13 protein-coding genes are annotated in these 25392 nt (G+C 35.7%); 3 read left to right on the top strand and 10 right to left on the bottom strand.

What is annotated here, in order from left to right:
- Positions 1 to 29: 29 nt before the first annotated feature.
- Entirely contained in the window at positions 30 to 1151 is a 1122-nt protein-coding gene (locus BUE22_RS23055; protein WP_073398308.1) for a cysteine desulfurase family protein, read from the bottom strand.
- 178 nt (positions 1152 to 1329) lie between these two features.
- Here BUE22_RS23055 and BUE22_RS23050 point away from each other — a divergent pair, with 178 nt between their 5' ends.
- Genes BUE22_RS23050 through BUE22_RS23040 form a run of 3 tightly spaced genes read left to right on the top strand, consistent with a single transcriptional unit; the run spans position 1330 to position 5163 of the window.
- Positions 1330 to 1968 (top strand): (2Fe-2S)-binding protein, encoded by a 639-nt coding sequence (locus tag BUE22_RS23050; protein ID WP_073398307.1) that lies wholly within the window; start codon positions 1330 to 1332, stop codon positions 1966 to 1968.
- Positions 1965 to 2945, top strand: a complete 981-nt coding sequence (locus tag BUE22_RS23045) for an FAD binding domain-containing protein (RefSeq protein WP_073398306.1) — start codon at positions 1965 to 1967, stop codon at positions 2943 to 2945. The genes BUE22_RS23050 and BUE22_RS23045 overlap by 4 nt, the downstream gene beginning before the upstream one ends.
- Before the next feature lie 7 nt (positions 2946 to 2952).
- Positions 2953 to 5163 carry a xanthine dehydrogenase family protein molybdopterin-binding subunit gene (locus tag BUE22_RS23040; protein WP_073398305.1) on the top strand — a complete coding sequence of 737 codons (2211 nt, stop codon included), beginning with the start codon at positions 2953 to 2955 and terminating at the stop codon, positions 5161 to 5163.
- Between the two features lie 919 nt (positions 5164 to 6082).
- Here the strand turns inward: BUE22_RS23040 and BUE22_RS23035 are convergent.
- The 9 genes from BUE22_RS23035 to BUE22_RS22995 all read right to left on the bottom strand — a co-directional run bounded on the left by BUE22_RS23035 (position 6083) and on the right by BUE22_RS22995 (position 25239).
- Positions 6083 to 7480 (bottom strand): serine hydrolase domain-containing protein, encoded by a 1398-nt coding sequence (locus tag BUE22_RS23035; RefSeq protein WP_073398304.1) that lies wholly within the window; start codon positions 7478 to 7480, stop codon positions 6083 to 6085.
- Between the two features lie 119 nt (positions 7481 to 7599).
- Entirely contained in the window at positions 7600 to 8163 is a 564-nt protein-coding gene (locus tag BUE22_RS23030; protein WP_073398303.1) for a DUF2911 domain-containing protein, read from the bottom strand.
- Positions 8164 to 8229: 66 nt separating this feature from the next.
- A complete protein-coding gene (locus BUE22_RS23025) occupies positions 8230 to 10047 on the bottom strand; it encodes a glycoside hydrolase family 2 protein (protein ID WP_073398302.1) in 1818 nt (605 codons plus the stop codon).
- A gap of 216 nt (positions 10048 to 10263) precedes the next feature.
- The gene (locus tag BUE22_RS23020) at positions 10264 to 12702 is read right to left on the bottom strand and encodes a glycoside hydrolase family 2 protein (protein ID WP_073398301.1); all 2439 of its coding nucleotides are present in this window, start codon (positions 12700 to 12702) and stop codon (positions 10264 to 10266) included.
- Between the two features lie 178 nt (positions 12703 to 12880).
- Positions 12881 to 14056, bottom strand: a complete 1176-nt coding sequence (locus BUE22_RS23015) for a glycoside hydrolase family 88 protein (RefSeq protein ID WP_073398300.1) — start codon at positions 14054 to 14056, stop codon at positions 12881 to 12883.
- A 181-nt stretch (positions 14057 to 14237) separates the two neighbouring features.
- Complete coding sequence (locus tag BUE22_RS23010; RefSeq protein WP_073398299.1) at positions 14238 to 15752, bottom strand: RagB/SusD family nutrient uptake outer membrane protein; 1515 nt, start codon at positions 15750 to 15752, stop codon at positions 14238 to 14240.
- Between the two features lie 16 nt (positions 15753 to 15768).
- On the bottom strand, positions 15769 to 18771 hold the full coding sequence (locus BUE22_RS23005) for a SusC/RagA family TonB-linked outer membrane protein (protein WP_073398298.1): 3003 nt from the start codon (positions 18769 to 18771) through the stop codon (positions 15769 to 15771).
- Between the two features lie 503 nt (positions 18772 to 19274).
- Positions 19275 to 23360, bottom strand: a complete 4086-nt coding sequence (locus BUE22_RS23000) for a two-component regulator propeller domain-containing protein (RefSeq protein ID WP_073398297.1) — start codon at positions 23358 to 23360, stop codon at positions 19275 to 19277.
- A 247-nt stretch (positions 23361 to 23607) separates the two neighbouring features.
- Positions 23608 to 25239, bottom strand: a complete 1632-nt coding sequence (locus tag BUE22_RS22995) for a hypothetical protein (RefSeq protein WP_073398296.1) — start codon at positions 25237 to 25239, stop codon at positions 23608 to 23610.
- Positions 25240 to 25392 lie beyond the last annotated feature (153 nt).

Below are 25392 nucleotides of genomic sequence, written 5' to 3'. Positions count from 1 at the left end.
ATTGTGCCTTAGTGCCTTCGTGGCAAATCCTAAACACGTAGTTTTTTCGCCAAATCCAAAATCCTTTCAATAGCCAAATCAATTTCCGTTTCAGTAGTAAATCTTCCCAAACTAAAACGTATCGAACTCAAAGCATCATCATCAGATAACCCCATTGCTTTTAAAACATGCGAAGGTTTAGATGTTACTGCCGAACAAGAAGCTCCATTAGAAACAGAAATATCCTGTAAAGCGAGAATTAAAGTTTCGGAAACAACACCCGGAAAACAAATATTAGTAGTATTGTAAATTCGGTTTTCAGTATTTCCGTTTACAAATGAACCTTCAAAATTTAGCAGGCCATTTTCCAGTTTATCTCTCAATTTTGTAATTCTTTTTTGATCACTTTCTAATTCATTAACAGCAATTTCACTAGCTTTACCTAAACCAATAATTCCGGGTACATTTAATGTTCCGCTTCGCAATTTTCGCTGTTGTTCCCCGCCATGTAGCTGAGGCAATAATTTTAATTTGGCTTTCGCCGAAATGTACAAAGCACCAACACCTTTTGGACCATAAAATTTATGGGCAGAAAGGGGCAAAAGATCAATTTTTAGTTTTTCGACATCAACCGGAATTTTTCCAATTGCCTGTGTAGCATCACACATAAACAATGCATTTTTGGCGTGAGCGAGTTCAGAAATCGCTTCAATATTTTGAGTTATACCAGTTTCATTATTGATTATCATTACGATGACAATCAGTGTTTTATCTGTAATTGATTCATTTAAAACATTAAGATCTAAAACACCATCAGAACCCACCTGTAAATAGGTGACTTCAAACCCAATACTTTCCATAAATTCGCAGGTATTGAGTACAGCTTTGTGTTCTGTTACAATTGTAACAATATGTTTACGATACTGATTAGCAAGACCTTTAATGGCGAGATTTATAGCTTCGGTTGCACCCGATGTAAAGATGATTTCTTCTTCTTTGGCACCAATCAAATTTGCCGTTTGCCATGCCGCGTTAGCGACAGCTTCACTTACAGTTAATGCTGCAAGATGAGCGCTTCCTGCATTTGCATAATTTTCTGTAAAGTACGGAAGCATAGTATTTAATACGCGATCATCTAAACGGGTAGTTGCATTGTTGTCAAGGTAAATCATGAAGTCGCATTTAGTCTAATTATTGTAAAAATACGATTTTGAAATTTAACGGAAACAGTCCTTATCTAGAAATTTTCTGAATAACAAGATTATGTGAATTTTGTAATTTTTTCTCACAAAGGATACTTAAATTTGTTAGAATTACTACAAGCAATTTGTTAATTTAAAAACAGTATGCATGGCTCCCAAGAAAACAAATATTAAGAAAGTAATCGAAGACGACACTAATTCCCGTCGCGATTTTATCAAAAAATCAGGATTATTTACCGCACTTGCTTTTGCTCCGCCCTCATTGGTTATGGCTTCAGAAAAAAAGTGGGATGAGAAAATTGCAGAATATTTAGAGACAGTTCCGCTTTCGATAGAAGTAAACGGTACAAAACACAATCTTAATGTTGAACCACGAACTACTTTGCTGGATTTGTTGAGGGAGAATTTACAATTAACAGGAACAAAAAAAGGGTGCGATCACGGACAATGCGGTGCATGTACGGTTCATGTAAACGGCACCAGAATTTTGTCTTGTTTAACATTGGCATCCATGCAGCAAAATGCGCAGGTGACTACAATTGAAGGACTTTCGAAAGGGAAAAAATTACACCCGATGCAGGAAGCTTTCATCAAAAATGACGGTTTTCAATGTGGATATTGCACGCCGGGACAAATCATGTCCGGAATTGCCTGCATTAAAGAAGGTCACGCCAACAGCAGAGAAGAAATTAGAGAATATATGAGCGGAAACATTTGTAGATGTGGTGCTTATCATAATATTGTAGACGCGATAACAGAAGTTAAGGAAGGAGGGAAGCCGTTATGAAAAACTTTCAAATCATTAGAGCGCTTTCATCCGGCTCTGCAGTAACCAATATCAGCAAAGAACCTTCGGCAATGTTTATTGCAGGTGGAACAAACCTGGTAGACTTAATGAAAAAGAATGTTGTTGTTCCGGATAAACTGGTCGACATTACAGCTTTGGATTTAAAGAAAATAGAATTTGGAACTGGACAAGTATCAATTGGCGCATTGGCAAAAAACAGTCAGGTTGCCGAAGATAAATCCATTAAAGAAAAATATCCTTTGCTGGCTTTGGCATTAGCCGCCGGAGCGTCACAGCAAATCAGGCATATGGCAACCGTTGGCGGAAATATGTTACAGCGCACGCGTTGTTCGTATTTTTATAACACCGATATGCCCTGCAATAAAAGAACACCAAAAAGCGGTTGCGGAGCCATTGGCGGTTCAAACAGAATGCACGCCATTTTTGGGGCTTCAGACAGTTGTATTGCCGTTCATCCAAGTGATATGTGCATAGCACTTGCAGCTCTGGATGCGACCGTTTTTGTAGAAGGCCCAAAAGGTAAAAGACAAATAAAATTTACTGATTTTCATCGTCTTCCCGGAAATTCGCCTGAAAAAGACAATACATTGGAAAGTAAAGAATTGATAACTTCGGTAGAAATCCCTGAGAATAATTTTACCAAAAATATACATTATTTAAAAGTTCGTGACCGAAGCAGTTATGCTTTTGCATTAATTTCTGTTGCCGTTGGTTTAGACATTAAAAATAATGTAATTAATGAGGCAAGACTTGCAATGGGCGGTGTTGCACATAAACCATGGCGATTAACAGAAGCAGAAGAATTTTTAAAGGGAAAAACAGTTTCTGAAGAAACATTCAGACAAGCGGCAAATTTAAGCATGAAAGGTGCTAAAAGTTATGGCGACAACGCCTTTAAATTGACTCTAGGACCAAATGCAATCACCGAAGCGTTAACTATAGCAGCATCTAAATAATTTGATTATGAGCAAGACAAGTAATATAAACAGAGTTGACGGATTTGCTAAAGTAACGGGTTCTGCAACTTATTCGGCTGAGTACAAAACTGCTGGTGTTACCTACGCCTGTTTGGTGGGAAGTACGATTGCCAAAGGCCGAATCAAAAGTATTGATACTAAAAAAGCCGAATGGGCGCCGGGAGTTCTGGCGGTTATAACGCATTTAAATGTCGAGAAACCTGCAGGATACGAGCAAGCCAAACAACGTAATAATCTGGGGCAGCCGCTTCAAATTTTTAAAGACGATTCGGTTCGTTACTACGATCAGCCAATAGCTTTGGTTATTGCCGATACTTTTGAGCGTATGCAATATGCGGCGAGTTTAATTAAAGCTGAATATTTAAAAGAAGAACATACAACTCAACTTGAAAAAGCAAAAGATAAAAGCAGAAATCCCGGTGGAGATCGTGCAAAAGATTACAATCGCGGAACAGAAGATGCTTATAAAACGGCAGAAGTTGTTTTAGAAGCAGAATATACGATTCCGACGGAAGTTCATAATCCGATGGAATTGGCAAATATTATTGCAAAATGGGAAAATAATAAACCCATTTTATACACCAAAAGTCAGGGTGTAGAAGGAACAAGAAAAAGTGTTGGGAACGTTTTTGGAATCCCGCCCGAAGATGTAGAAGTACATTCTGAATATTTGGGTGGTGCTTTTGGAATGGGTTTGCATACCTGGCCTTATGAAATTGCAGCTCTTATCGGATCAAAAAAAATAGGCAAACCGGTTAAATTGGTTTTGCATCGTGAACAGATGTTTACCAATGTTGGATTTCGTCCTTACACAATTCAAAAAATGGGATTGGGAGCCACTAAAGATGGTAAACTTACAGGTTTAAGTCACGAAGCCCTGGCAATGACTTCAAACTATGAAGATTTTACTGAAGCAACCGTAAATATGTCACGTTTTATGTATGATTGTGCCAACGTTTCGACCAAGTATAGAATTGCTGAACTTGATACTTGTACGCCAATCTGGATGCGTGGTCCCGGCGAAGCAACGGGCTCTTTTGCCCTAGAAAGCGCTATCGACGAATTGGCACATAAATTAAATATGGATCCTATTGAATTTCGAAAACGCAATCACGCCGAAAAAGATCTCGAGCAAAATAAACCATGGAGCAGTAAATATCTTTTAGATTGTTACGAAGCCGGAATGGAACGCATTGGCTGGAAAGACCGTAAAAACAAACCCGGAAGTGTTCGTGAAGGCGAATGGCTTGTAGGTTACGGAATGGGAACGGGAACTTTTGGTTCGTACCGAAATCCTACGACAGTAAAAGCGAAATTTTTGGCAGATGGAAACTTGGTACTTCAATGCAGCGTAAACGATATGGGACCGGGAACAGCAACTATGATGACGGCAATTGGTGCAGAAATTACCGGAATCCCAACTGAAAATGTAGTGATTGAAATGGGTCGAAGCGGATTACCAAAAGGGCCAACGCAAGGTGGTTCTGCAACGACTTCATCTGTTGGTTCTGCAGTTCACGATGCCTGTAACTTATTAGTGAGTAAAGCTCTTGGTTTGGCAACAGAAAATCCGACTTTTAAAAATATTCCTATCACAGATTTAACTTTTGCAAATGGTTCGGTTTCTTCTAAAAAAGAGGCTTCAAAATCAGTTTCTTTGACAACTTTGCTTAGTGCTAATAAATTAGAAGAATTAGCGGTCGAAAATGAATCAAAAGGTTCAGAAGAAGCTAAAAAATATTCTATTTATTCGTTTTCAGTGCATTTTGTAAAAGTTTTGGTAAACCCAAATTTAGGTAAAATCAGAATTGCTCACGTAGTTTCCTGTGCCGATATTGGCACAGTAATTAATCACAAAACTTCAGCAGGGCAAATGTACGGAGGTGCAGTGGGCGGAATCGGAATGGGATTAATGGAAGCTTTAGAAATCGATCACCGTTTTGGCCGTCCGATCAATAATAATTTTGCTGATTACCATGTTCCTGTAAATGCTGATATTGAAAAACAGGAAGTATTTTTTGTGAATAAAAAAGATCCTGTGAGTAACCCAATGGGAACAAAAGGTCTGGGAGAAACAGCATTGGTAGGAATGGCGCCGGCAATTGCAAATGCAGTTTTTAATGCAACAGGAAAACGTGTTAGAGACTTACCAATTACACTTGATAAAATTTTAGAGCCAATTGTGGCGACATCATAAATACGCTAAATTTTATTTTCCAGGGATTAATCCCGAAGCTTCGGGACTGGCTACAATATAAAATCCTTCCTCCGGAACTTTCTTCAATAGTGTTCCGTAGGAACAAACTATATTGTAGGGATGGATTTTAATCCATCCTAATTCGCGAGAAGTTCGACAAAGATTGGTTTTCCCGTTGCGGAATTTCTTTATGTGATTTCTCGTTTCTCGAAATGACAATCTGTACGAAAATATTCTTATGAAAACGATTGTCCTAGCCCCGATAGAAGAGGAAATCCTTTTTTATTTTTTCTTTAAAAATAAAAAAGATTGGAACGGATAGCGGGATTAGCTCCTGAAAAAAATGTTTTCAAAATATAAATCAAAAGTCAAACGATAAACAAAAAATCTCTTTAAGAAACCTATTTTCTTAAAGGGATTTTTTAAATTAATAGATGAGTCGTATTTCAAATAATTAATCAGTCTGTTAAAGTAAAAAATGATGCATGCATCATAAAGCTAAACGTCTTAATTTTTTTAGGCACAAATTAAAAAAATGCTACGTGATTATTAATGGGAATATAAAAAAGTAGTTTTCTTAATTACTGTCTTTTAAAATTTTACGCTGTATTTTGTTTATGACAATGCACCATTTTTCTTAATTTGGTTTTGGTTAGTATAGATTTTTCTGATTGAATAATTAGTAAGATTTTTTAACAAGTTGTGGAACATTTTTCTTAATAATTACTTGTCTATACCTTTCAAAAGTAAAGGGACAATTTAGTTAAAATTTATATAATTTTAATTATTTATTACATAATTTCCATGTATAAAAAAATCTTTCTAAATACCCATAAAATAAAAGGGGTGCCAAAAAATGACAGCCCTTTTATATTTACATTCAATTATCTAATTGCCAAATTATCTCATTCTCGAATTATTATTTCTTCTTAAAAGCAGGCAAAATATATTTCTGAATCAGTTCATCGCTTGGCGATTGCGAATTGTAATTTCCGCCTGTGATCACAGTAACCATATTCTGGTCTTCCCAAACATAAATTTTCTGTCCGCCGTTTCCTTGTGCAGCCTTTCCGGAAAAACGAGTTCCATTTACTTCAAGATATTTAAGCCACCACAAATAACCGTAATTTACGCCCTGAATAACAGAGTGTTTGGTTAAAGATTCCTCAATCCAGTTTTTAGAAATAACCTGTTTGTCTGCCCACATTCCTTTATTTAGATAAAGCAAACCAAATTTAGCCATATCTCTTGGCGTTAAATAGACCTGACAAAAAGTTTCGGAACTGGAAGCATCGGGTTTAAAATTCCATTTGAAATTTTTAATGCCAATATCTTTAAAAAGAGTTTGTTTTGCAAAATCTGGAAGTGTCATTTTAGTTGCTTTTTCAATAATTCTCCCCACTGTAATCGGGTTTCCCGAGCAATACATTCCTCGTCCGTCCGGAACATCAATCATTGGTAAATCTAAAGTAAATTGTATCCAGTCATCAGAATAATTCATTGTCGTTTCATTTCCTTCAGATTTAGGATTACTCACATCGCAATCAAGTCCGCTTTGATTGGTTAAAAGGTTTTCAATTGTAATTTGTCGTTTATCATCTGTGAGGTTTTTAAAAGTATATTCAGGAAAATAAGAAAGTACAGTTTCGGTTTTGCTTTTAATAAATCCTTTATCAATTGCAATTCCCGTAAGGGCAGAAATTATACTTTTTGTAGCAGAACGCATTTCGTGCAATTTGGTTTTGTTGTATTCATAAAAATATTCTTCAAAAACCAATTTTCCATCTTTTATAATCAAAACACTGTGTACGTTTGCATAAGTTCCGTCAACAATTTTCTGCATCATTTCATTCAATAATGCTTTATCAAGTCCCGTATTATCGAGCGTTCCGGTCAATAAACCATCAAGGTCTTTTTTTGGCGGCTGATAGCTATATTTAAAATCTTTTGAATTCAGTCTCGGATACCACATTTCTTTTGGAAAAACGACTTTTTTACTAATCAGATTAAATATTTTTTCCTGAGAAGTATAACCGGTAATAGCAGAAGCACTATTTCTTAAGAAAGTCACTTTTTCTTTAGACATATTTAAAAAGATGTCTTTTTCAGAAGGTTTTAAGGCATATTTGCTTTCGTTGATAATAGCGTATAAAATAGTGTCTTTTGGTGAGGCGGCGATTTGTAAAGTAGTATTGTTCTGATATTCATAAATACCTTCATATTCTTTTAATTGCTCATAAGTAATTTTAAACTTTTGTTGAGAATATCCGCAATAAGCGGACAACAGAAATAGCAGCAATACATACTTTTTTTTCATTTTGTGGTTTTTTTGGTTAGTGGTTAGGTTGTTAAATTTACTCAATATTAAGCAAAAAAAAGAGACACTAATTATTTAATTAAGTGTCTCTTTGATATTTATGTCGAAATATTGACTAATTATTTAATTGTAATAGGCACTTCAACCGATGTTTTATCCCAGCCAATTACCAAATTTGTTATAGCATCTTTTGATGTAAAAGCAATTGACAAAGCTTCTACCGGAGTCGCCAGTGCTTTTACCGGAACAGAAATTTTTACTACATCTTTGCTTTCATCATACGCATAACCTCCCCATAAATCAAGTTCCTTATTGATAATGATTGTCCATTTATCTTTTTCAGGAATGGCAAACAAACTGTAAGTTCCTGCAGGAACCGCAACACCGTTTATAGTTGCAGGCTTGTAGAATTTGATTTCGGTATTCTCATTTGCACCAACTCTCCAAACTTCACCGTATTTAATTAAATCTCCAAAAATTACACGCCCTTTTACAGAAGGTCTTGAATAAATAACTTTGATAGAAGGCGAAGGAGTATCTGTTTTTTTGAATTTAACCGCTTTATTTGGGAAATAAGCAATATCAACCGGACTTGCATCTAACGGTGGAAATTTTACTACGTCCTGAGCTTTAACTGAAATAGCAATCAAAAAAGTAATTGCCAATAAACTAAATTTTTTCATAAGAATTATAATTTGTTAATAGGTTCATACAAAGTAAGAGATTAACAAAGAGAAATCATACAATTTTTACTCTTTTTTCTTTTTGGCGTACCAATTTTGCATAATATAAAAGGCTTTCTTTTTTTGACCATCGTTAGAAATCAATCCTTTGCGGTTGTATTCGTCCTGAATTCCCGGTAAAAGTCGTCTTGGAGATCTGAAATCAACTAAAATCCAAGGACTTGTACCACTCAAATGCGGAATATTTTCGATCATTTTCAAATTCTGAATGTATAAATATTCCTGAAATTCCTCAGTCCAGCGTTCGTTTTTTTCACCGTGCAATCCTGCTTTGGCATCGCCGCCAAATTCAGAAACGATAACAGGTTTGTTGTATTTGGTTTTCCAGAAAATCTTTTCGGCATCTTCGAGTTTTCCGCCGTACCAGCCCAAATATTGGTTGAAAGAAATAATGTCTAAATATTCTCCAATAGCATCGTTGATCGTTCCAAAACCATCACTTCCGCTTTGCGTTAATAAAGCCGCGCTGATCAATCTCGTATTGTCTAAAGTTTTAGTATGATCGACTAATTTTTTAATGAAAGTATTTCTTGCATCTGAAATTGGCGTTTCATTGGCCATCGACCAGATAATAATACAAGCTCTGTTTTTATCTCTCGTAATCGCCGCCGTCAATTGATCTTCGGCATTTTGATAAGTAGCTTCTCTCGTAAATTCAACTGTCCAATAAACCGGAATTTCTTCCCAAACCATCAATCCCATTTTATCTGCCGTTCTGATAATGTTTTCGTTATGCGGATAATGTGCCAGACGAACATAATTACAACCCAGTTCTTTTGCCCAATTTAATAGACGTAAAGCATCTTCTTCAGAATTCGCGCGTCCTCCTTTTGCGTTTTCTTCGTGAATCGAAATACCGCGTAAAAAGATCGGTTTTCCGTTTAATAAAATTTTATCTTCTTTGGTTTCAATCGTTCTAAAACCAATATTGTCTTTTAATTTCTGTCCATTAAAATCAATCGTTACATCATATAATTTTGGGTTTTCAGGCGACCAAAATGAGATTTTTTTCGCTGGAATTTCAAAGCTTACAATTCCGTCAGCGCCCACTTTTCTTTTATAATTAATTTTCAATTCTGGAATCGAAATTGAAACCGAATTTTGCGAAGCTTCTAAATTATTGATCTTTACAAACCCGGAAATCAAATCTGTACTATTCTTTTTTAGCTGAATATTATAATCTTCTACAAATGAGGCGTTTTCTTCAATTAAAGTCACATCACGTGTAATTCCGCCATAATTCCACCAATCTGTATTAATCGTTGGAACATCTTCTTTATGGCGTGTATTATCGACTTTAATAACCAGATAATTGTCTTTTGGTTTTACAATCGAAGTCACTTCATAATTAAAAGGCGTGAATCCGCCAATATGAGTTCCGAGTTTTTTGCCGTTCAAATAAACATCAGCTTTATAATTGATCGCACCGAGATAAAGAAAAAGACGTTTTCCTGCTTTTAAATCATAATCGAAAGACTTTTTGAACCAGACATTTCCCTCATAATATTTCAGTTCAGGAACCTGCGAAGTCCAATCGCCCGGAATATTGATTTTTGGAGATTTATCAAAATCATATTCTACCAATTCCTGTTTATTTACAGCGTGATAATTATTAAAATATGCCGCATTTGATGGTTTTGCCTGTTTATCGTATTCATCGTGATGAAAGCTGTAATATCCTGTTTCGTAAGGATCTACAATGTAATTCCAAACACCGTTTAATGAGGTTGCATTTCGATTTGAAATGTTTGAGATTAGGTTGATATCCTGAGCTTGTCCGAAAATGGAAAAGGTTAGGAGTAATGTGGTTATTAGTTTTTTCATTAGTATGTGTGTTTGTTGCCACAAAGGCTCGAAGGCACAAAGTTTTTTTTCACGCAGATTTTAAAAAGATTTAAGCAGATATGCGCAGATTATTTATAAAGTTTTTTAAAAATTAAATCTGCTAAAATCAGCAGAATCTGCGTAAAAAAAATCATTTTAATCTTTTAATCTGTGGCAAAAAAAACTTTGTGTCTTAGCGACTTTGTGGCATTATTTTTATTTAAGCATTATTTTTAAATATTCCCCTTTAAAACTCTGATTCAAAGCTGTCATTTCAATTGGTAAACCAGAACCATCCGGAACAACTTCAATCGAAGCCTTTCCATTTGCCATTCTGATTGATTCACTTCCAGTTGGAGTTCCCTGATTTTTCATGGTTTTTCCGCCTTTTAGGCATTGAAAATAAACACTTTCTTCATAATCCAGACAACGTAAATTGTTGTTGTCAATTGCAATTGCTGTAACCAGATAATTGCCGTTTTTTAATTTTTCAGAAGATAATTGTAAAGACGTTGCCGTATCATTTTTGTTAAAACGATAGTTGACTTTTAATGTATCCGAAACCGTTTTTCCGGCTATTGATTTTCCGACAGCAATCAGAATATTTTCTCCTTTTTTAAAATTAACATCCCAAGTTAAACCATTTGCAGGATATAGCGAAAGATTTCTTTGTTTTTCTCCAAGCGATTTTCCATCATGATAAAGCGTAACTCGTTCACAATTACTAAAAACGCTCAGAATTCTCGGCGTATTTTCAGGTCCTTGTCGTTCTGTCCAGGTATGCGATTCGATATAGGTAAAAGGTTCTTTTGCCCAATAACTTTTAAAAACATAATACGCATCTTTCGGATTTCCGTTTCGGTCCACGAGTCCTTTTTGGTTCATGTACGGAATATCATCTTCGGGACGCAATGGCGTTGCAAAATCCTTAAACGCCCATTGAACATTTCCCACAAATGCCGGATCGTTCTCGGATATATGCAAATGCCAGTCGAATAAATCGACGATATAATTCTCGCTCCAATCACCAATTTGCGCAATATTGGCCACTTTGGTTTGTACGATGGCTTCTTCCCAGCCTTCGGCTTTTATGATATTTTCGCCAGTTACAGGATTCTCGCTGTGACGCCCAACGTGACTATCACCGCCATATTCGGCATGAATAAAATGTTTGTATTCTTTTTTGTAAACGTCAATTGCTTTTTGATAGCTTTTGTAACTTCCAGAATACCAGCCAGACCAAATAGAAGGAGAGAATACATCTACAATTTGTGAGCCTTCATAATATTTTCGAATCGCAGTTTTTCGAGTTGGATCCATTTTGTGTGCGATGTCGTTTAATTCCGTTAAAAATGCATTCGTTTTTTCTGTATTATCGCCATCAGGAAAATCCGGAAGCCAGTTCATTTCGTTTCCTAAAGACCAAATGATAATGCTCGGATGATTGTAATTTTGATTGATGATTTCGGCCAGCATATTTTTGGTGTTTGTTTGCCAAAGTTCACCGCCAATTCCGCCGCGGCACCACGGCAATTCATCCCAAACCAAAAGACCCAGTTCGTCACAAGCTTTATAAATTTCAGGATCTTGCGGATAATGCGCGAGACGAACAAAATTAGCGCCCATATTTTTGATGGATTTCATATCTGCCCAATGCTGTTCGTTGGTCATCGCAGCGCCAACTCCGGCTTGTTCTTCATGGCGATGTGTGCCGCGAATCAATAATCGTTTTCCGTTAAGGAAAAACGGACCGTGATCTTTAAACTCAAACCATCTAAAACCAACTTTTTCGTTTACGCTGTCTATAATTTGTTTGTTCTCTGATAAAGTAGCCGTTACCGAATATAAATTCGGATTATCCGTATCCCACAACTCCGGATTTTTAATATTTTCGAAAGTAATATTCGACGTTTTATCAGAAATCAAAAGAGTTTTACTCGCCACTTTTTTTCCTTTTGGATTTTTAAGAACCACCGTTAAAGATAAATTTTTTGCATTTTCAGCATTTATCGTCGAAGCCAGAATTTGTACTGAAGCTTTTTTTGCAGAAACTTCAGGAGTTGTAATTTTTAGATTATCAATTCGGTTTTTGTATTGAGACAAAAGCCAAACATCTCGTGTGATTCCGCCATAAATAAAGAAATCACTTTTTTGCGACGGAATTATTTCAATATCATAACTATTATCAACGCGTACAAAAATGTCGTTGTTTCCTTCGTTGATAAAATCTGTAATATCAATCGTAAACCCAATATAACCACCAATATGTCCGCCGGCTTCTTTGCCGTTTACATAAAGTTTTGTGGTGACATTCGAGCCTTCAAAATATAAAAAATAGCGTTTGTTTTTGTCTATTTGGGCAATGTTCAGCTTTTTTTGATACCAGCTTGCATCGCGTCTGTAACCTGGGTTTAAATCGGTTGCATCTTCGGCATTCCACGTATGTGGTAAATTTAAAGGTGTCCAGTTTGTCGCATTTTTTGCTTCGTTAAGACTTGAAGTATGATTTTCTAAATACAGCCAATTTTCATTAATGTTTGTCTTCGTTCGCATTGCCGAATTTTTCTGGGCAAAGCCAATGAAAAAGCAAAACTGAAAAGCAATCAAAAAAGCGATAGCAGAAAAAGAGGTAAAGTTGTGATGTAGTTTTTGCATAAATTATAAAGCTTTTTTTTTTAGGTTCAAAGGGACAGAGGTTCAAAGGGACAGAGGTACAAAGGTTCAAAGGCAGAAAACCTTTGTTACTTTGTGCCTCTGTACCTTTTTTATAGGTTTTCAGGTTCAAAGGCACAAAGGCTAAAAACCTTTGTCACTTTGCACCTCTGCACCTTTGTTACTTTCTTCTTAATAATGCTTCCAGAAAATAATAGTCAGCATAAATTATAGGTTCGTCAATTTCGTCGTGTTTTGGCCAGTTTCCGGTACTGTGATCCAGAATAAAAGGCGCTTTTACAGTTTCAGGCAAAATGTATTTGTCTGAATGTAAAGACTTCATTATTTTATCGGCGAAAGCCAAATAACTTTGATTCTTCGTATATCCATAAAGTTCATATAATGCTGAAGCCATAACGGTTGCAGCAGAAACATCGCGAGGCGAATTTGGAATACTCGGATCTTTAAAATCCCAATACGGAATCGCATCTTCCGGCAGATTTTTATTCGTCATAAAAAACTTTGCTGTAGCTTCGGCTTGTTTTAAATACGCAGGATCTTTGGTATATCGGTACGACATCGTAAATCCGTAAACCGCCCAGCCTTGTCCGCGTGCCCAAACCGAATCGTCATTGTAACCTTGTAACGTAGTTTTCTTTCTAACTTCTCCCGTAACAGGTTTATAATCAATAACATGATAACAACTGTTGTCTTCTCTAAACTGATTTTTCAACGTCGTATTGGCATGTTTTACGGCAATATCATGGTATTTTTGGTTTCCTGATAATTTTGAGGCTTCAAACAATAATTCAAGATTCATCATATTATCGATAATCACCGGATAATCCCAAATTTCTTTGTTGAAATCCCACGAACGAATTGCACCCACTTTTGCGTTAAAACGCGTGCATAAAGTTTCGGCGCCTTTAATAATCACATCTTTGTATTCTTGTTTGTTTTCCACTTTCAGCGCTTCTCCAAAACTGCAAAACACTTTAAAACCAACATCGTGCGAATTACTATTAACGCTTTCTTTTTTACTGAAAGGAGTCCATTTTTGAGCTTGCTCTTTGTATTTTGAATCGTTTGTAAGACGGTACAATTGCCATAAGTTTCCGGCAAAAAATCCGCTTGTCCAGTCTCTCGACGGCACTTTTTTTATTAGATTGGTTTTGATGGTCATACTTCGTGGCATCGACATCGAATCTACCGGATAATCGAGTAACATTTTGTATCGGTTTTCCAGAAGATGTTCAGCACTTGCCGAAGTTTTTGTCTGAGAATTAATTCCGGATTTGCACGCTGATGCCAGCAATGCAAATCCTAGAATTAAAGAAAAGTAACTAACTTTATTCATGCTTACTAATTATTTTTTTTAGTTTCTAGACTAAATTTTAGACGCGGATTGGACGGATTCGCTATCGCGAAAACGCTGATTTTCACAGATTTTTTAAGCTATTTTTAAAATCCGTTTTTTTCTGTGTCTTCGCGATAGCGAATCCGTTTCATCTGCGTTCAATAATAATATTTGAGTTAAATTAATAACCTGGATTATTCGGTTTTAAATTAGGATTAATCGCTAATTCAGTTCCCGGTAACGGCCATAAATAATCTTTGTTTACATCAAAAGTGTGAGGTTCTAAACCATTCACTCCAAAAACGTCAGGACCAATTTTCAATCGTTTAATATCGTACCATCTGATGTATTCAAAGGCTAATTCTAAACGTCTTTCATCAATAACCATTTTTCTAAAATCGGACTGAGAAAGTCCCGGCGTTACGTTTGCAGGAAACGAAACCTGTTTTCCGGCTTTGTTTCTCGCTCTGGCACGAACTCGGTTTACATAACCATCAGCTTCTGTAGTTCCCGGAGTAATTTCGTTAAGAGCTTCTGCAGCAGTCAACAAAACTTCTGCGTAACGCATCGTGATATAATTGTGTTGCGAAGTTCTTCCGTTTGCTCCGGCTTTTCCAGGAAAACGAAAGTATTTTGCAATATGCGGACGTGGCGCTTTTTCGTTATCGCTTGAAGGGAAAATCTGCAAAGCGCCGCCCGGACCCGTTTTCTTTCTAATAATCGTATCAAAACTTACCGCACGTCTGTAATCTCTTTGATCCCAGGTATCAAAAACTTTTTGAGAAGGCACAGCAACCGAAAATCCTTGTCCGTAACTGTAACTGTCGTCTTTTAAAGAACCTGTAAAAAACGCGGTATAATCCTGACCGTAATTTCCTGATGTTAAGTTATTAAAGTCAATGGTAAACAAAGGTTCTTTTAATGCCGCCGCTTTTGTAGCGTTAAATAAATCCTGAAAATCAGCATCTAAACCTAAACCAAATTTGGCTTCGTTTGTAATAACGTATTTTGATTCATCATAAGCTTTTTGGTAATTTCCCAAAGTCAGATAAACAGAAGCTAAATATCCTGCTGCAGTACCTTTTCCGGGAACGGCTTTTACTTTTGGTTTGTCTTCCAGCCATTGTTTTGCAAATTCAAGATCGGCAATAATTTTTGGGTACACATCTGCTTCTTTTGTTCTGCTTAAAGAATTTACCTGAGAAACATCATTCACCACAAAATCAATATATGGAATATCGCCAAAAATGCGAACCAAATGATAGTAAGCAAACGCTCTTGCAAAATAAGCCTGAGCGACAATCGCGTTTACTTTTGCAGGATCTCCGGGCGTTTTTTTAGCACCCTCAATTGCTTGATTTGCAGCGGTAATAATGACATATGATTGTGGCCAGAAGTTCGCAACAAGCGCGTTAGTATCGTTCATATTCATATCATTAACATCGATACGGGCAGCCTGCGTGGTTCTGTCGCCAATATCGGCCATATCATCACGAAGCATAAGGGCAATTGTAAATTCACGTCCCCAATAGTTGTTGTGGGCAATGTTGGCAAAAGCTCCGTTTACAGCGGCTTGCAAGTCATCTGTATTGTTAAAAAAGTTATCGGGACGAATAATTCCCACGGGTTTTTCTTCAAGGTCAGAACAGCCAAAAGCGAATATTCCCAAGAAAAGAAAAGCTATATATTTTTTCATAATATTATTTTTTAGACTAAAATTTTAAATTAAAACCGAAAGTAAAAGTTCTCACATTTGGGTAACTTCCATATTCTAATCCTAAGTTGGTGTTACTTCTCGCGTTGGTATCATTCAGGTAATTTCCTTCAGGATCAGAACCTGGATAATCTGTAATTGTCCAAAGATTTTGCGCGCTGATGTAGAAACGAACTTTGCTCAAACCAATTTTAGAAACTACTTTTTCATCTAAACTATATCCTATAGAAACGTTTTTTAAACGAATGTAACTTCCATCATAAACAAATCTCGAAGTAACCCTTTTTGTTCTTGCTGCATTAATTGGCACATTTGTATCCGTATTTGTTGGCGTCCAGGCGTCTAAAACTTCTGTTGTAGCATTGTTGTTTCCGGATGCCAGTTCCATCAACGTATAATTTAAGATTTGGTTTCCTTGTGAACCCTGAAAAAAGATATTCAAATCAATATTTTTATACGTAAAATCATTGTTTAAACCGAAGATAAAATCAGGATTTGGATTTCCGATAATCGTTTTATCATTAGAATCTAGTTTTCCGTCGCCGTTTACATCTTTGAATTTTTCTCCACCTGCAATCGTTTCAAAATTCCCCGGAATAACCGCTTCACCTTGCTGAATTACACCATCATAAACAAATCCGAAGAAAGAACCAACAGGCTCGCCAACTCTCAAAATTTGAGAATCTGTAGCAAGGAAATGTCCTGGCGTAGAGTTAATTAAAAGATCTTTATTATCAGCCAGTTTTAATACTTTGTTTTTGTTTGAAGAAATATTAAAGTTCGTAGACCACGTAAAATCTGCACCAATAAAGTTTTTAGAATTTATGCCTAATTCCCAGCCTTTGTTTTCTAATTCACCCACGTTTTGAAGCTGAGAAGCAATTCCGGAAACGCCCGGTAAAGGCCTGTTGAACAATAAATCTTTCGTAATAGTTTTGTAATAATCTGCTGTTAAACTGATTCTGTTATCGAATAGACCCAAATCAATTCCGTAATCTTGTTGATATGATGTTTCCCATTTCAAATTCGGATTATCCAAAGAAGTCAGCTGAACCGCGTTTACAATAACGTCACCGCTTACATCATAAATTTCTGAGAATCTTGATAAAGTAGAGTAGGCGCCAATTGACGGGTTTCCGGTTGCACCATAACTCGCTCTCAATTTAAGATTTGAAATCGTTTTGTTGTCTTTTAAGAAATTCTCTTTAGCAATATTCCAACCCACGGCTCCAGAAGGGAAAGTTCCGTATTTGTAGTTTTTACTAAAGCTTGAAGAACCGTCACGACGCGCTGTAAACGTAAATAAGTATTTGTCGTCGTAATCAAAATTTAACCTTCCAAAAGCGGAGATCAATTCTGTTTCAGATAAATTCGAATCTGGTTTTAAGAAAACAGTTCCCGCGCCTAAATTTCGGTACGAATTGGTATTCGTTAAAAATCCTCTTGAAGCCGCATACGAACTTTCGTTTTTGTTTTTTTGATACGAATAACCACCAAGAACCGTCAAAATTCCTTTGTCGATAATCTCTTTTTTATACGTCAGATAATTTTCTGTAAGGAAAGAAGAAAATCTTGTGTTATTTACAGAAGCTTCTCCTTTGATGTTTTTTCCTGCAATTAAAGTCGACGGAATAAATCTTCCGGTTTGCGAATTATTGTCGGTTAATCCTAAAGTAGTTTTAAAGTCAAGATCTTTTGTGATTTTATATTGAGCAAAGAAATTTGATCTGTTTACAATAGAAACGGTTTCCAAAACATTTTCCATCGCAGTCGCATACGGATTATCAATATCGTCACCAATTGGCGCCGTTGTTGTGTAACTTCCGTCTGCATTATAAATTCCTTTGTCTGGCATAAAACGATACGCCGCTGCAATTACACCTGCAGCACCAGTTCCTCCGGCGCCAGTTTGGCTAATAATCCCTTCCTTGTTTTGTTTGCTTTGAAATAAATTCAAACCGACTTTAAAACGATCAGACAAATCAGCTTCTAGATTACTTACAATTGTGTATTTGTCAATTCCGGAGTTAATTACAACACCATTTTGGTTAAAGTAGTTTCCGGAAACATAATATCTAACGTTTTCAGATCCACCGGAAAACGAAAGAGATGTATTTGAAACCATTCCGTCACGGTAAATTACGTCTTGCCAATCTGTGTTTGCACCGCCGTCAGTATGTGTAGTAAAACTTTTTCTATAGGCCACAAATTGTTCTGCATTTAATAAATCGAGTTTGTTATTTACAGATTGTACCGATGTAGAATTGCTGAATTCGATAACTGGTTTTCCCGGCTTTCCTTTTTTAGTTGTCACCATAATAACCCCGTTTGAACCTCTTGATCCGTAAATTGCGGTTGCAGATGCATCTTTAAGCACCTCGATAGAAGCAATATCCTGAGGTGCAGGCATTGCCACGCCCGCAAAACCATCGACAACAACAAGCGCATCACCACTCGCATTGATCGAAGTTCCGCCACGAACCCTGATTTTTACGGGAGCGCCCGGTTCACCACCATTATTTGATTGTACCGAAACCCCAGCGGCACGTCCTTGTAAAGCCTGTTCTGCATTTAATAACGGGTAAGCCGTTAGTTCTTTTGCGGTTACAGAAGATACAGAACCTGTTATGTCACTCTTTTTTCGGGTACCATAACCTACAACAATTACTTCTTCAAGATTTTTTGTATCTGGTTTTAAACTTACGTTGATGACCGTTTTGCCTCCTACGGGAATTTCAACCGTTTGATAGCCAACAAAGTTGAAGACTAAAACAGCATTTTTGTCTGAAACGAAAACACTATAATTTCCGTCCATATCTGCAGATCCTCCCACAGAAGATCCTTTAACATAAACATTGGCACCAGGAAGCCCGAGTAAATCTTCGCTGGAAGTAACTTTTCCGGTGATTTTTTTCTCCTGTGCATTCATCATGATATTTGCCAGTAAAAAAAGTACTAGAAAACACCATTTAAGTGATTTAATTTTGAGATTTGTAAACATTCATTTTGGTTTTTTAGGTTAATGTTAGGTAAAATAAAAAAGCAATAAACTCATTCCGATTATGAGCAGCATGAAGAGAATTTGCAGCAGCAGGAATTTTGTTTTTTTGATTTTCATATCGCAAATATATCAGGCGCAAACGATATAGAAATACAAAAAAGGGTATCTAAAAATACAGATACCCTTTTTTAAGCCTTTAAATATGCGGATTTAGGAATTATTACAGAATTTGTAATTAATTGAAGTTCTTCTTCCTGCAAGGTTTTCAAAACCTTGTAGGTATTCATTTATATTTTTTAAAATTTGAAGGTTCTCCGTTGAATGTAATTATTTCTAACACATAGAAATATAAACATGAATTTCACGAATTTCCACAATTTTCAATCGTTAGCTTAGTTTGTGAAATTGATTTCACGAACTAATTAGTGGCAATTCGTGAAATTTGTGTTTAAAATCTATACCTACAAGGTTTTGTCCCGAACCTTCGGGATTGCAGGAATACATCAGGAGATTTTTTCGCTAAATTTGTCAGCAAATTGCGACGGCGTTTCTCCGTACCTTTTTTGAAAACATTTGCTGAAGTATTTCGGATTGTTGAAACCAACTTTATAACTTACTTCAGAAACATTCAATTTGTTTTGTTCCAATAATTGAGCGGCGCGTTTTAATCTTATTTCATGAATAAATTCGTTTGGCGTATAATTCGTCCACGCTTTAATTTTTAAGAATAACATCGTTCGGCTAACGCCCAATTCTGAACAGAAAAGCGGAATATCAAATTGTTCGTTCGAAATGTTTTCTTCGACAATTTTGAATGCTTTTTTCAATAATTCTTCATCCAGAGACGAAACCGTAATTTCTGACGGAACAAAATTGTCCTGGCTTGTAAATTTATTTTTTAATCTTTCGGTTGAATTTAAAAGGTTTTTGACCCGAAGTTTAAATTCAATCAGATTAAATGGTTTACTGATATAATCATCGGCACCGCTTTCTAATCCTTCAAATTTATAAACCAATGAAGATCTCGAAGTCAATAGAATAACCGGAACATGACTTGTTTTTAGGTTTTCTTTTATTTTAGAACACAATTCTGTTCCCACCATTTCGGGCATAATTACGTCGCTGATAATTAAATTGGGAACGTGTTGTAATGCTTTTTCAAATGCTATTTTGCCGTTTTCGGCTTCAATAATATTGTATTCTTTTTTGAGTAAATTTTTCATAAAAGTTCTCAAAACCTTATGATCTTCCACTAACAGAATGGTTTGCTTTTCTCCATCAACCACAAAATCGTCAATATCTTCATATTCTGTAATTTCCTGCGTTTCTAGCTGCGCTGAATATTGCGCAATATCATCGCTGATTTTAAAATTTTCGATAATTTCATTGTCCAGTAAATGTGCGCGTCCTAACGGAAGCGTGACTTTAAATACAACACCGCCCGTTTCTTTATTTGTAACTTCAATATTTCCTTTATGAAGTTTGACAATATTTTTTACGATCGATAAACCAATTCCGGTTCCTTTATTATAATTTTTCTGAACATTATTATGAAGCGGAACTTCAAAAAACAAATCAAAAATTTTGTCAATATGTTCATCCGCAATTCCAACTCCTGAATCTTCAACCGCAATAAATAAATTCTCGTGATCGTGATTGATTTTTATGTTGATATTGCCACCTTTTGGTGTATAACGAAACGCATTCGAAATCAAATTATAAAAAACACGTTCGAGTTTGTAACGATCGAAATAAACCAAAATCTCTTCTTCCTGAGTTTCAAAAGTATAATTGTAGCCGCCATCTTTGGCATATTCGATAAAAGACAAAAAGATTTCTTTGGTAAATTTGACAATATTTCCGTTTGCCGATTCCAATTTAACCTGATCGTTTTCGAGTTTTCTAAAATCCATCAAACGGTTAATCAGACTCAAAAGATGATTTGCGCTTCCTTCGATCACCAAAAGCTTTTTATACATTTCGTTTGTTCCGTTATAATCCGATAAAATCTGTTGTAACGGCCCAAGAATCAAAGTTAGAGGCGTTCTGAATTCGTGTGAAATATTCGTAAAGAAATCCAGTTTTGCGCGGTTGTTTTCTTCAATACGTTTGGTTTCCAGATATTCCAGTTCGAGTTTTTGTTTTAGTCTGGCTTTCGATTTCATAATCCAGATCAAGCCGTATAATGCAGAACCAATAATGATTCCGTACAATAAAAACGCCCAGATACTGCGCCACGGAGCCGGTTTTACAACAACTGTTAAAGTAGTCGGAATGTGATTCCAAACACCGTCATTGTTGGCGCCACGAACTTCAAATCGATAGGTTCCAGGGTTTTGAATTGCAAATATCGCTTCGTTATTTTTGGTAATCGTCCAATTATTTTCTAACCCAATTAAACGATAACTGTATTGATTGTTTTTGGATCGAATGTAATTTGGAATCGCAAAACTGATCGAGAAATTGGCTTTGTCGTAATCTAATGTTATGTTTCTGGTATAGACAATGCTTTTCTCCAAAATTTTATCTTTTCTGTTTGGATTAATCGTCTCATTTTTAATTTTCAAACTTGTAATTAAAACCTGAGGTGCATAATCATTCAGGGAGATTTTTTTGGCATCAAAATAAGTCGCTCCAGATGGACTTCCGAAATAAAACTGATTCGAATCTAATTTTAAAGCGGCATTATCATTAAATTCATTACTCGCCAAACCATCTTTTTGGTCATAAAGAACTAACTTTTTCAGGATTGTGCTGTATTTTATAATTCCCTGATTCGTACTAATCCAAAGGTTTTTGTCATCATCTTCGAGAATAGAATGTATGGAAGTAATAATCGTGTTTCCTACTTTAAGATTGATTCTGTTGAATTTTTTTCCATCAAAATAATGCAATCCTTTCGCTTTAGTTCCAACCCAAATTTTGTTTTGACTGTCCTTAAACAACGTTAGAATATCATCGCCGGACAAAGCTGAGGAATCAAAAAAGTAATGTTTTATTGTATATTTATTTTGCTGAAAATCTTTTAGCGAAATGCAATTCAGACCGTTTTGAGTTCCAATCCAAAGTTTATTTTGGTTTACCAAAAGAGTTCGAACAATATTATTCGTCAGGAAATTGGCAGAAGCCATATCGTTCCCAATCACCTGAAAAGTTTTTGAAATCGTATTATACCGAATCAAACCTTTCCCAAAAGTTCCAATCCATAAAATTCCGTTTCCTTCTGTTTTAAGTGAATAAACGCCGCTTTCTTTCAGTAAATCACTTAAATCCGATGCAATTCGGTTGTCTTCAATTCTTTTAGAAATTATATTGTAAGCAGAAATTCCTTTAGAGAAAGTTCCAATCCAGAGAATATTATCTTCAGAAAGACACATTGATTTAATGTCATTTTTATTCGTCTGATTCGTTTTGCTGTTAATGTAACTTACCGCTTCGGTATTTTGGTTAAAAATCGTAATTCCACCTCCTTCAGTTCCAAAATAAATATTATGATTCTTGTCTGAAATAATAGAACTCACGACATCAAAACTCATCGGAATCTTTTTAGAATTCTGATTATAATTAGAGAAATTAACATTCGAAACATCCCAAATATTCACTCCTTTGTAATAACAGCCAATCCAAACCGAACCCTTTTTATCAATAAATACCGATTTTACCTTATCGATTCCGTTGTTATTATTGCTGTTATTTATTTTTTGAATGCTTTTGTCCTTTCCTAAAATGTAAATTCCGTCATAAGCTCCAATCCATAAAGAACCTTGATTATCAAAGGCCAGAGAACGAATATCAGAATTAATCTCTTTGTATTTATTATCAGGTAAAAAAGAAACAAATTTATTGTCAGAAGTATCAAATTTTAAAAGCCCTTTGTTTTTAGTTCCAACCCATAAATTTCCGTCACTGTCCTCTTTTATAGATTGAACATTAAGAAGATCAGTATTATTTAAGCGGTAATTTCTAAAAGAAAGCTTTCCGAATTTTCTGCTTTTAACCACACATAAACCTTTTGTGGTTCCAACCCAGATTTTTCCTTTTTTGGTTTTTAAAATAGTAAGGATATTATTGCTCGGTAAAGTGGCATCATCATTATCAGAATGAAAAAAAGAAGTAAATTTTCCTGTATTTCTATTGTAAATTGTCAATCCTTTTGAAGTACCAAACCACATTTCGTTGTTGATTTCCCTGATCGACCAAACAGCATTATTGCTTATTGTATGATTGTTTTTGGTATGTAAATATCTTTTAAAAGTATTCGTAACAGGATCATAACAATTTAATCCGTTGTAGGTTCCAACCCAAATTTTGCCCGTATTATCTTCTTCGATTGCCAAAATATCGTTGTTACTAATAGACGATTTATCAGCAGCATCATTTCTGAAAATGGTAAAGTGACTTCCGTCATATTTATTAAGCCCGTCGCGCGTACCAAACCACATTTGCCCAAATTTATCCTGATGAATCGCTATAACAGAACTCTGCGAAAGCCCATCTGTCGTCGAGATATTTTTGAGGCGGTATTTATTTTGGGAAAATATATTACCCGAAATAAAGAGTAGAACCAGAAAAGCTATTTTGTATTTCATGGTGGTTTTTTTTAAGGTGCAAAGGTGCAGAGTTGCAAAGGACAAAGTTTTTTTTAGCCACGAATTCACGAATTTTATTGTGATTATCTTTGTCAAAGTTTAAAACTTTGACAAAGATTTCGGTGAGATTTTAAAGCTACGAATTCAAGAATTTTTATAATTATTATGCACAATAATTCGTGAATTCGTGGCGATTTAACGCAAAGAAATTAATCTTTTTAATCTGTGAAATCTGTGGCAAAAAAGATTATTTCAAACGCTTCTTTAATTGATAATCATATAACGAGGGAATCTGATCCAACGGCATATTTAAAAACTCAATATAAGCATCAGGTTCGTATTTTACTTCAAATTTTGCATTTCCGTTTACACCAATAATTCTCGCAAAAGGTCCATCTTTCATTCCATATAATAAAACGGGCTTATCTGAAGGTTTTTCAACCTGAACATTTAGATTCCAAAAAGTACTAAAAGGTCCGTGCGAAGGTTTCCAATAATCTGCGCCGCCACCGCCAAATAAGAGGTAACTATTGTTTTTATCCGGATTGATATGCACCGTAATATGATCAAATAAATTTTGATGATTCGCTCCCGAATGCTGATCTAAAAGCGGATCTGCAAAAATTTCACAATTTAGATAGACGTTTTTAGTAGCAAAAGTATTGAAACTCAACGGGTGAACCGTTTTATTATAGATTTTCAGATTCTTAACCAAAACATTATGGACACCGCCTAAAGTTACGGTATAATGCGCCATATGATTTCCATCGGTCACAATATCCTGAACGGTTACATTCGAAATTTCTTCGCCTAAAATTCCGCTGTCAGCATTGGTGATCGTGACATCTTTGACCCAACTATTAAAAACACGCGTTAAAAATATCGCATTATTCCCCGGTTCCACATGATGTGCAACTCTCGGAATATTAGGAAAAGTAAAACGAAGATGTTCGATTCCCACTTCGTTTAAATGTTTCCATTCAACCAATTGCGCCTGATAACTTGGTTTTATCGCAATCGTCAACGGCGTTTTTATGGTAATTTTTGAGTTTGAAATTTTAGTGATTTCGACTTGTTGTCTTACGATTGGAAGTTTTGGAAATTTCCAATGATGTGAACCCGGTTTTACTTTTGCACCTTTATATAAATCGGTAATAATTTCGCCGTTTTCGCCATCTTTATTAAACAATTGAAGCTCGACAATATCACCAACTTTCAATCCTTTTACATCAGAAACCGAAATAATATGTTCGCCCATATTTCCAGAAATGACTTTCGCCAGAACATTAGGAACCGGTTCATATTTATCCAAATACGATTTTACACGTTCGCCAGGAATCTGTGTCCAGATAAACCCGCCCGACCATGCATATTGCGAAAAAGGCAAATCGACATTATTTTCAGGTTCACGTTGTCTTTTATCAAAAGTCGTTAGATATTCGCGAAGTTCAGCCAGCGATTCCGGATTTTTAAGGTACATCATTGGTCGCGGACAATAAATCTCGGTTCCGTTTTCACCCGAACCTGCACCGCGAAGTACAAAATTGCTTCTTTCGATATACAAAACTTCACTCAGAATAATTCGTCCTGCAGGCAATTGCAGAATCACATTTCCTTCGGTTTCAGTTGCTGCTTTTATGGCTTTCAACAAAGCTTTAGAATCATCTAAACCGTCATTTGTTTTTACGCCAAAATCTACGGCATTTATAATTTTTCCTGTAGCTTCAGGAATCTGGCTTTCGCCGAAATGATAGCCGGCGTAACTAAAATCAGGAAGGTAATTTGCTTTTAAATCAGTCAGTATTTTTGGCGTTTGCTGGCTAAATGCGATACTGTTTACAAAAAGGCTGCAACAAATAATAAGGCTTTGACTATTCATGGTTTGTGGTTATTATGATAGTTAGTTTTTTTTGCCGTTTTGCCACGAAGGCGCTAAGACACGAAGTTTTTTAAGTCAAGAATTAAAGAATTAAAATGATTTTTTCACGCAGATTTTGCAGATTTGAGCAGATTTATTTTTTAATTAATTTAA

Origin of the sequence: Flavobacterium pectinovorum (assembly GCF_900142715.1) — a bacterium.
Classification (GTDB): Bacteria; Bacteroidota; Bacteroidia; order Flavobacteriales; family Flavobacteriaceae; genus Flavobacterium; species Flavobacterium pectinovorum.
This window is presented reverse-complemented; position numbering and strand designations above follow the sequence as displayed.

Excerpts from the sequence above, each read along its gene's own strand:
- BUE22_RS23055 (WP_073398308.1), bottom strand. The coding sequence starts at position 1,151 with ATGATTTACCTTGACAACAATGCAACTACCCGTTTAGATGATCGCGTA.
- BUE22_RS23050 (WP_073398307.1), top strand. The coding sequence starts at position 1,330 with ATGGCTCCCAAGAAAACAAATATTAAGAAAGTAATCGAAGACGACACT.
- BUE22_RS23045 (WP_073398306.1), top strand. The coding sequence starts at position 1,965 with ATGAAAAACTTTCAAATCATTAGAGCGCTTTCATCCGGCTCTGCAGTA.
- BUE22_RS23040 (WP_073398305.1), top strand. The coding sequence starts at position 2,953 with ATGAGCAAGACAAGTAATATAAACAGAGTTGACGGATTTGCTAAAGTA.
- BUE22_RS23035 (WP_073398304.1), bottom strand. The coding sequence starts at position 7,480 with ATGAAAAAAAAGTATGTATTGCTGCTATTTCTGTTGTCCGCTTATTGC.
- BUE22_RS23030 (WP_073398303.1), bottom strand. The coding sequence starts at position 8,163 with ATGAAAAAATTTAGTTTATTGGCAATTACTTTTTTGATTGCTATTTCA.
- BUE22_RS23025 (WP_073398302.1), bottom strand. The coding sequence starts at position 10,047 with ATGAAAAAACTAATAACCACATTACTCCTAACCTTTTCCATTTTCGGA.
- BUE22_RS23020 (WP_073398301.1), bottom strand. The coding sequence starts at position 12,702 with ATGCAAAAACTACATCACAACTTTACCTCTTTTTCTGCTATCGCTTTT.
- BUE22_RS23015 (WP_073398300.1), bottom strand. The coding sequence starts at position 14,056 with ATGAATAAAGTTAGTTACTTTTCTTTAATTCTAGGATTTGCATTGCTG.
- BUE22_RS23010 (WP_073398299.1), bottom strand. The coding sequence starts at position 15,752 with ATGAAAAAATATATAGCTTTTCTTTTCTTGGGAATATTCGCTTTTGGC.
- BUE22_RS23005 (WP_073398298.1), bottom strand. The coding sequence starts at position 18,771 with ATGTTTACAAATCTCAAAATTAAATCACTTAAATGGTGTTTTCTAGTA.
- BUE22_RS23000 (WP_073398297.1), bottom strand. The coding sequence starts at position 23,360 with ATGAAATACAAAATAGCTTTTCTGGTTCTACTCTTTATTTCGGGTAAT.
- BUE22_RS22995 (WP_073398296.1), bottom strand. The coding sequence starts at position 25,239 with ATGAATAGTCAAAGCCTTATTATTTGTTGCAGCCTTTTTGTAAACAGT.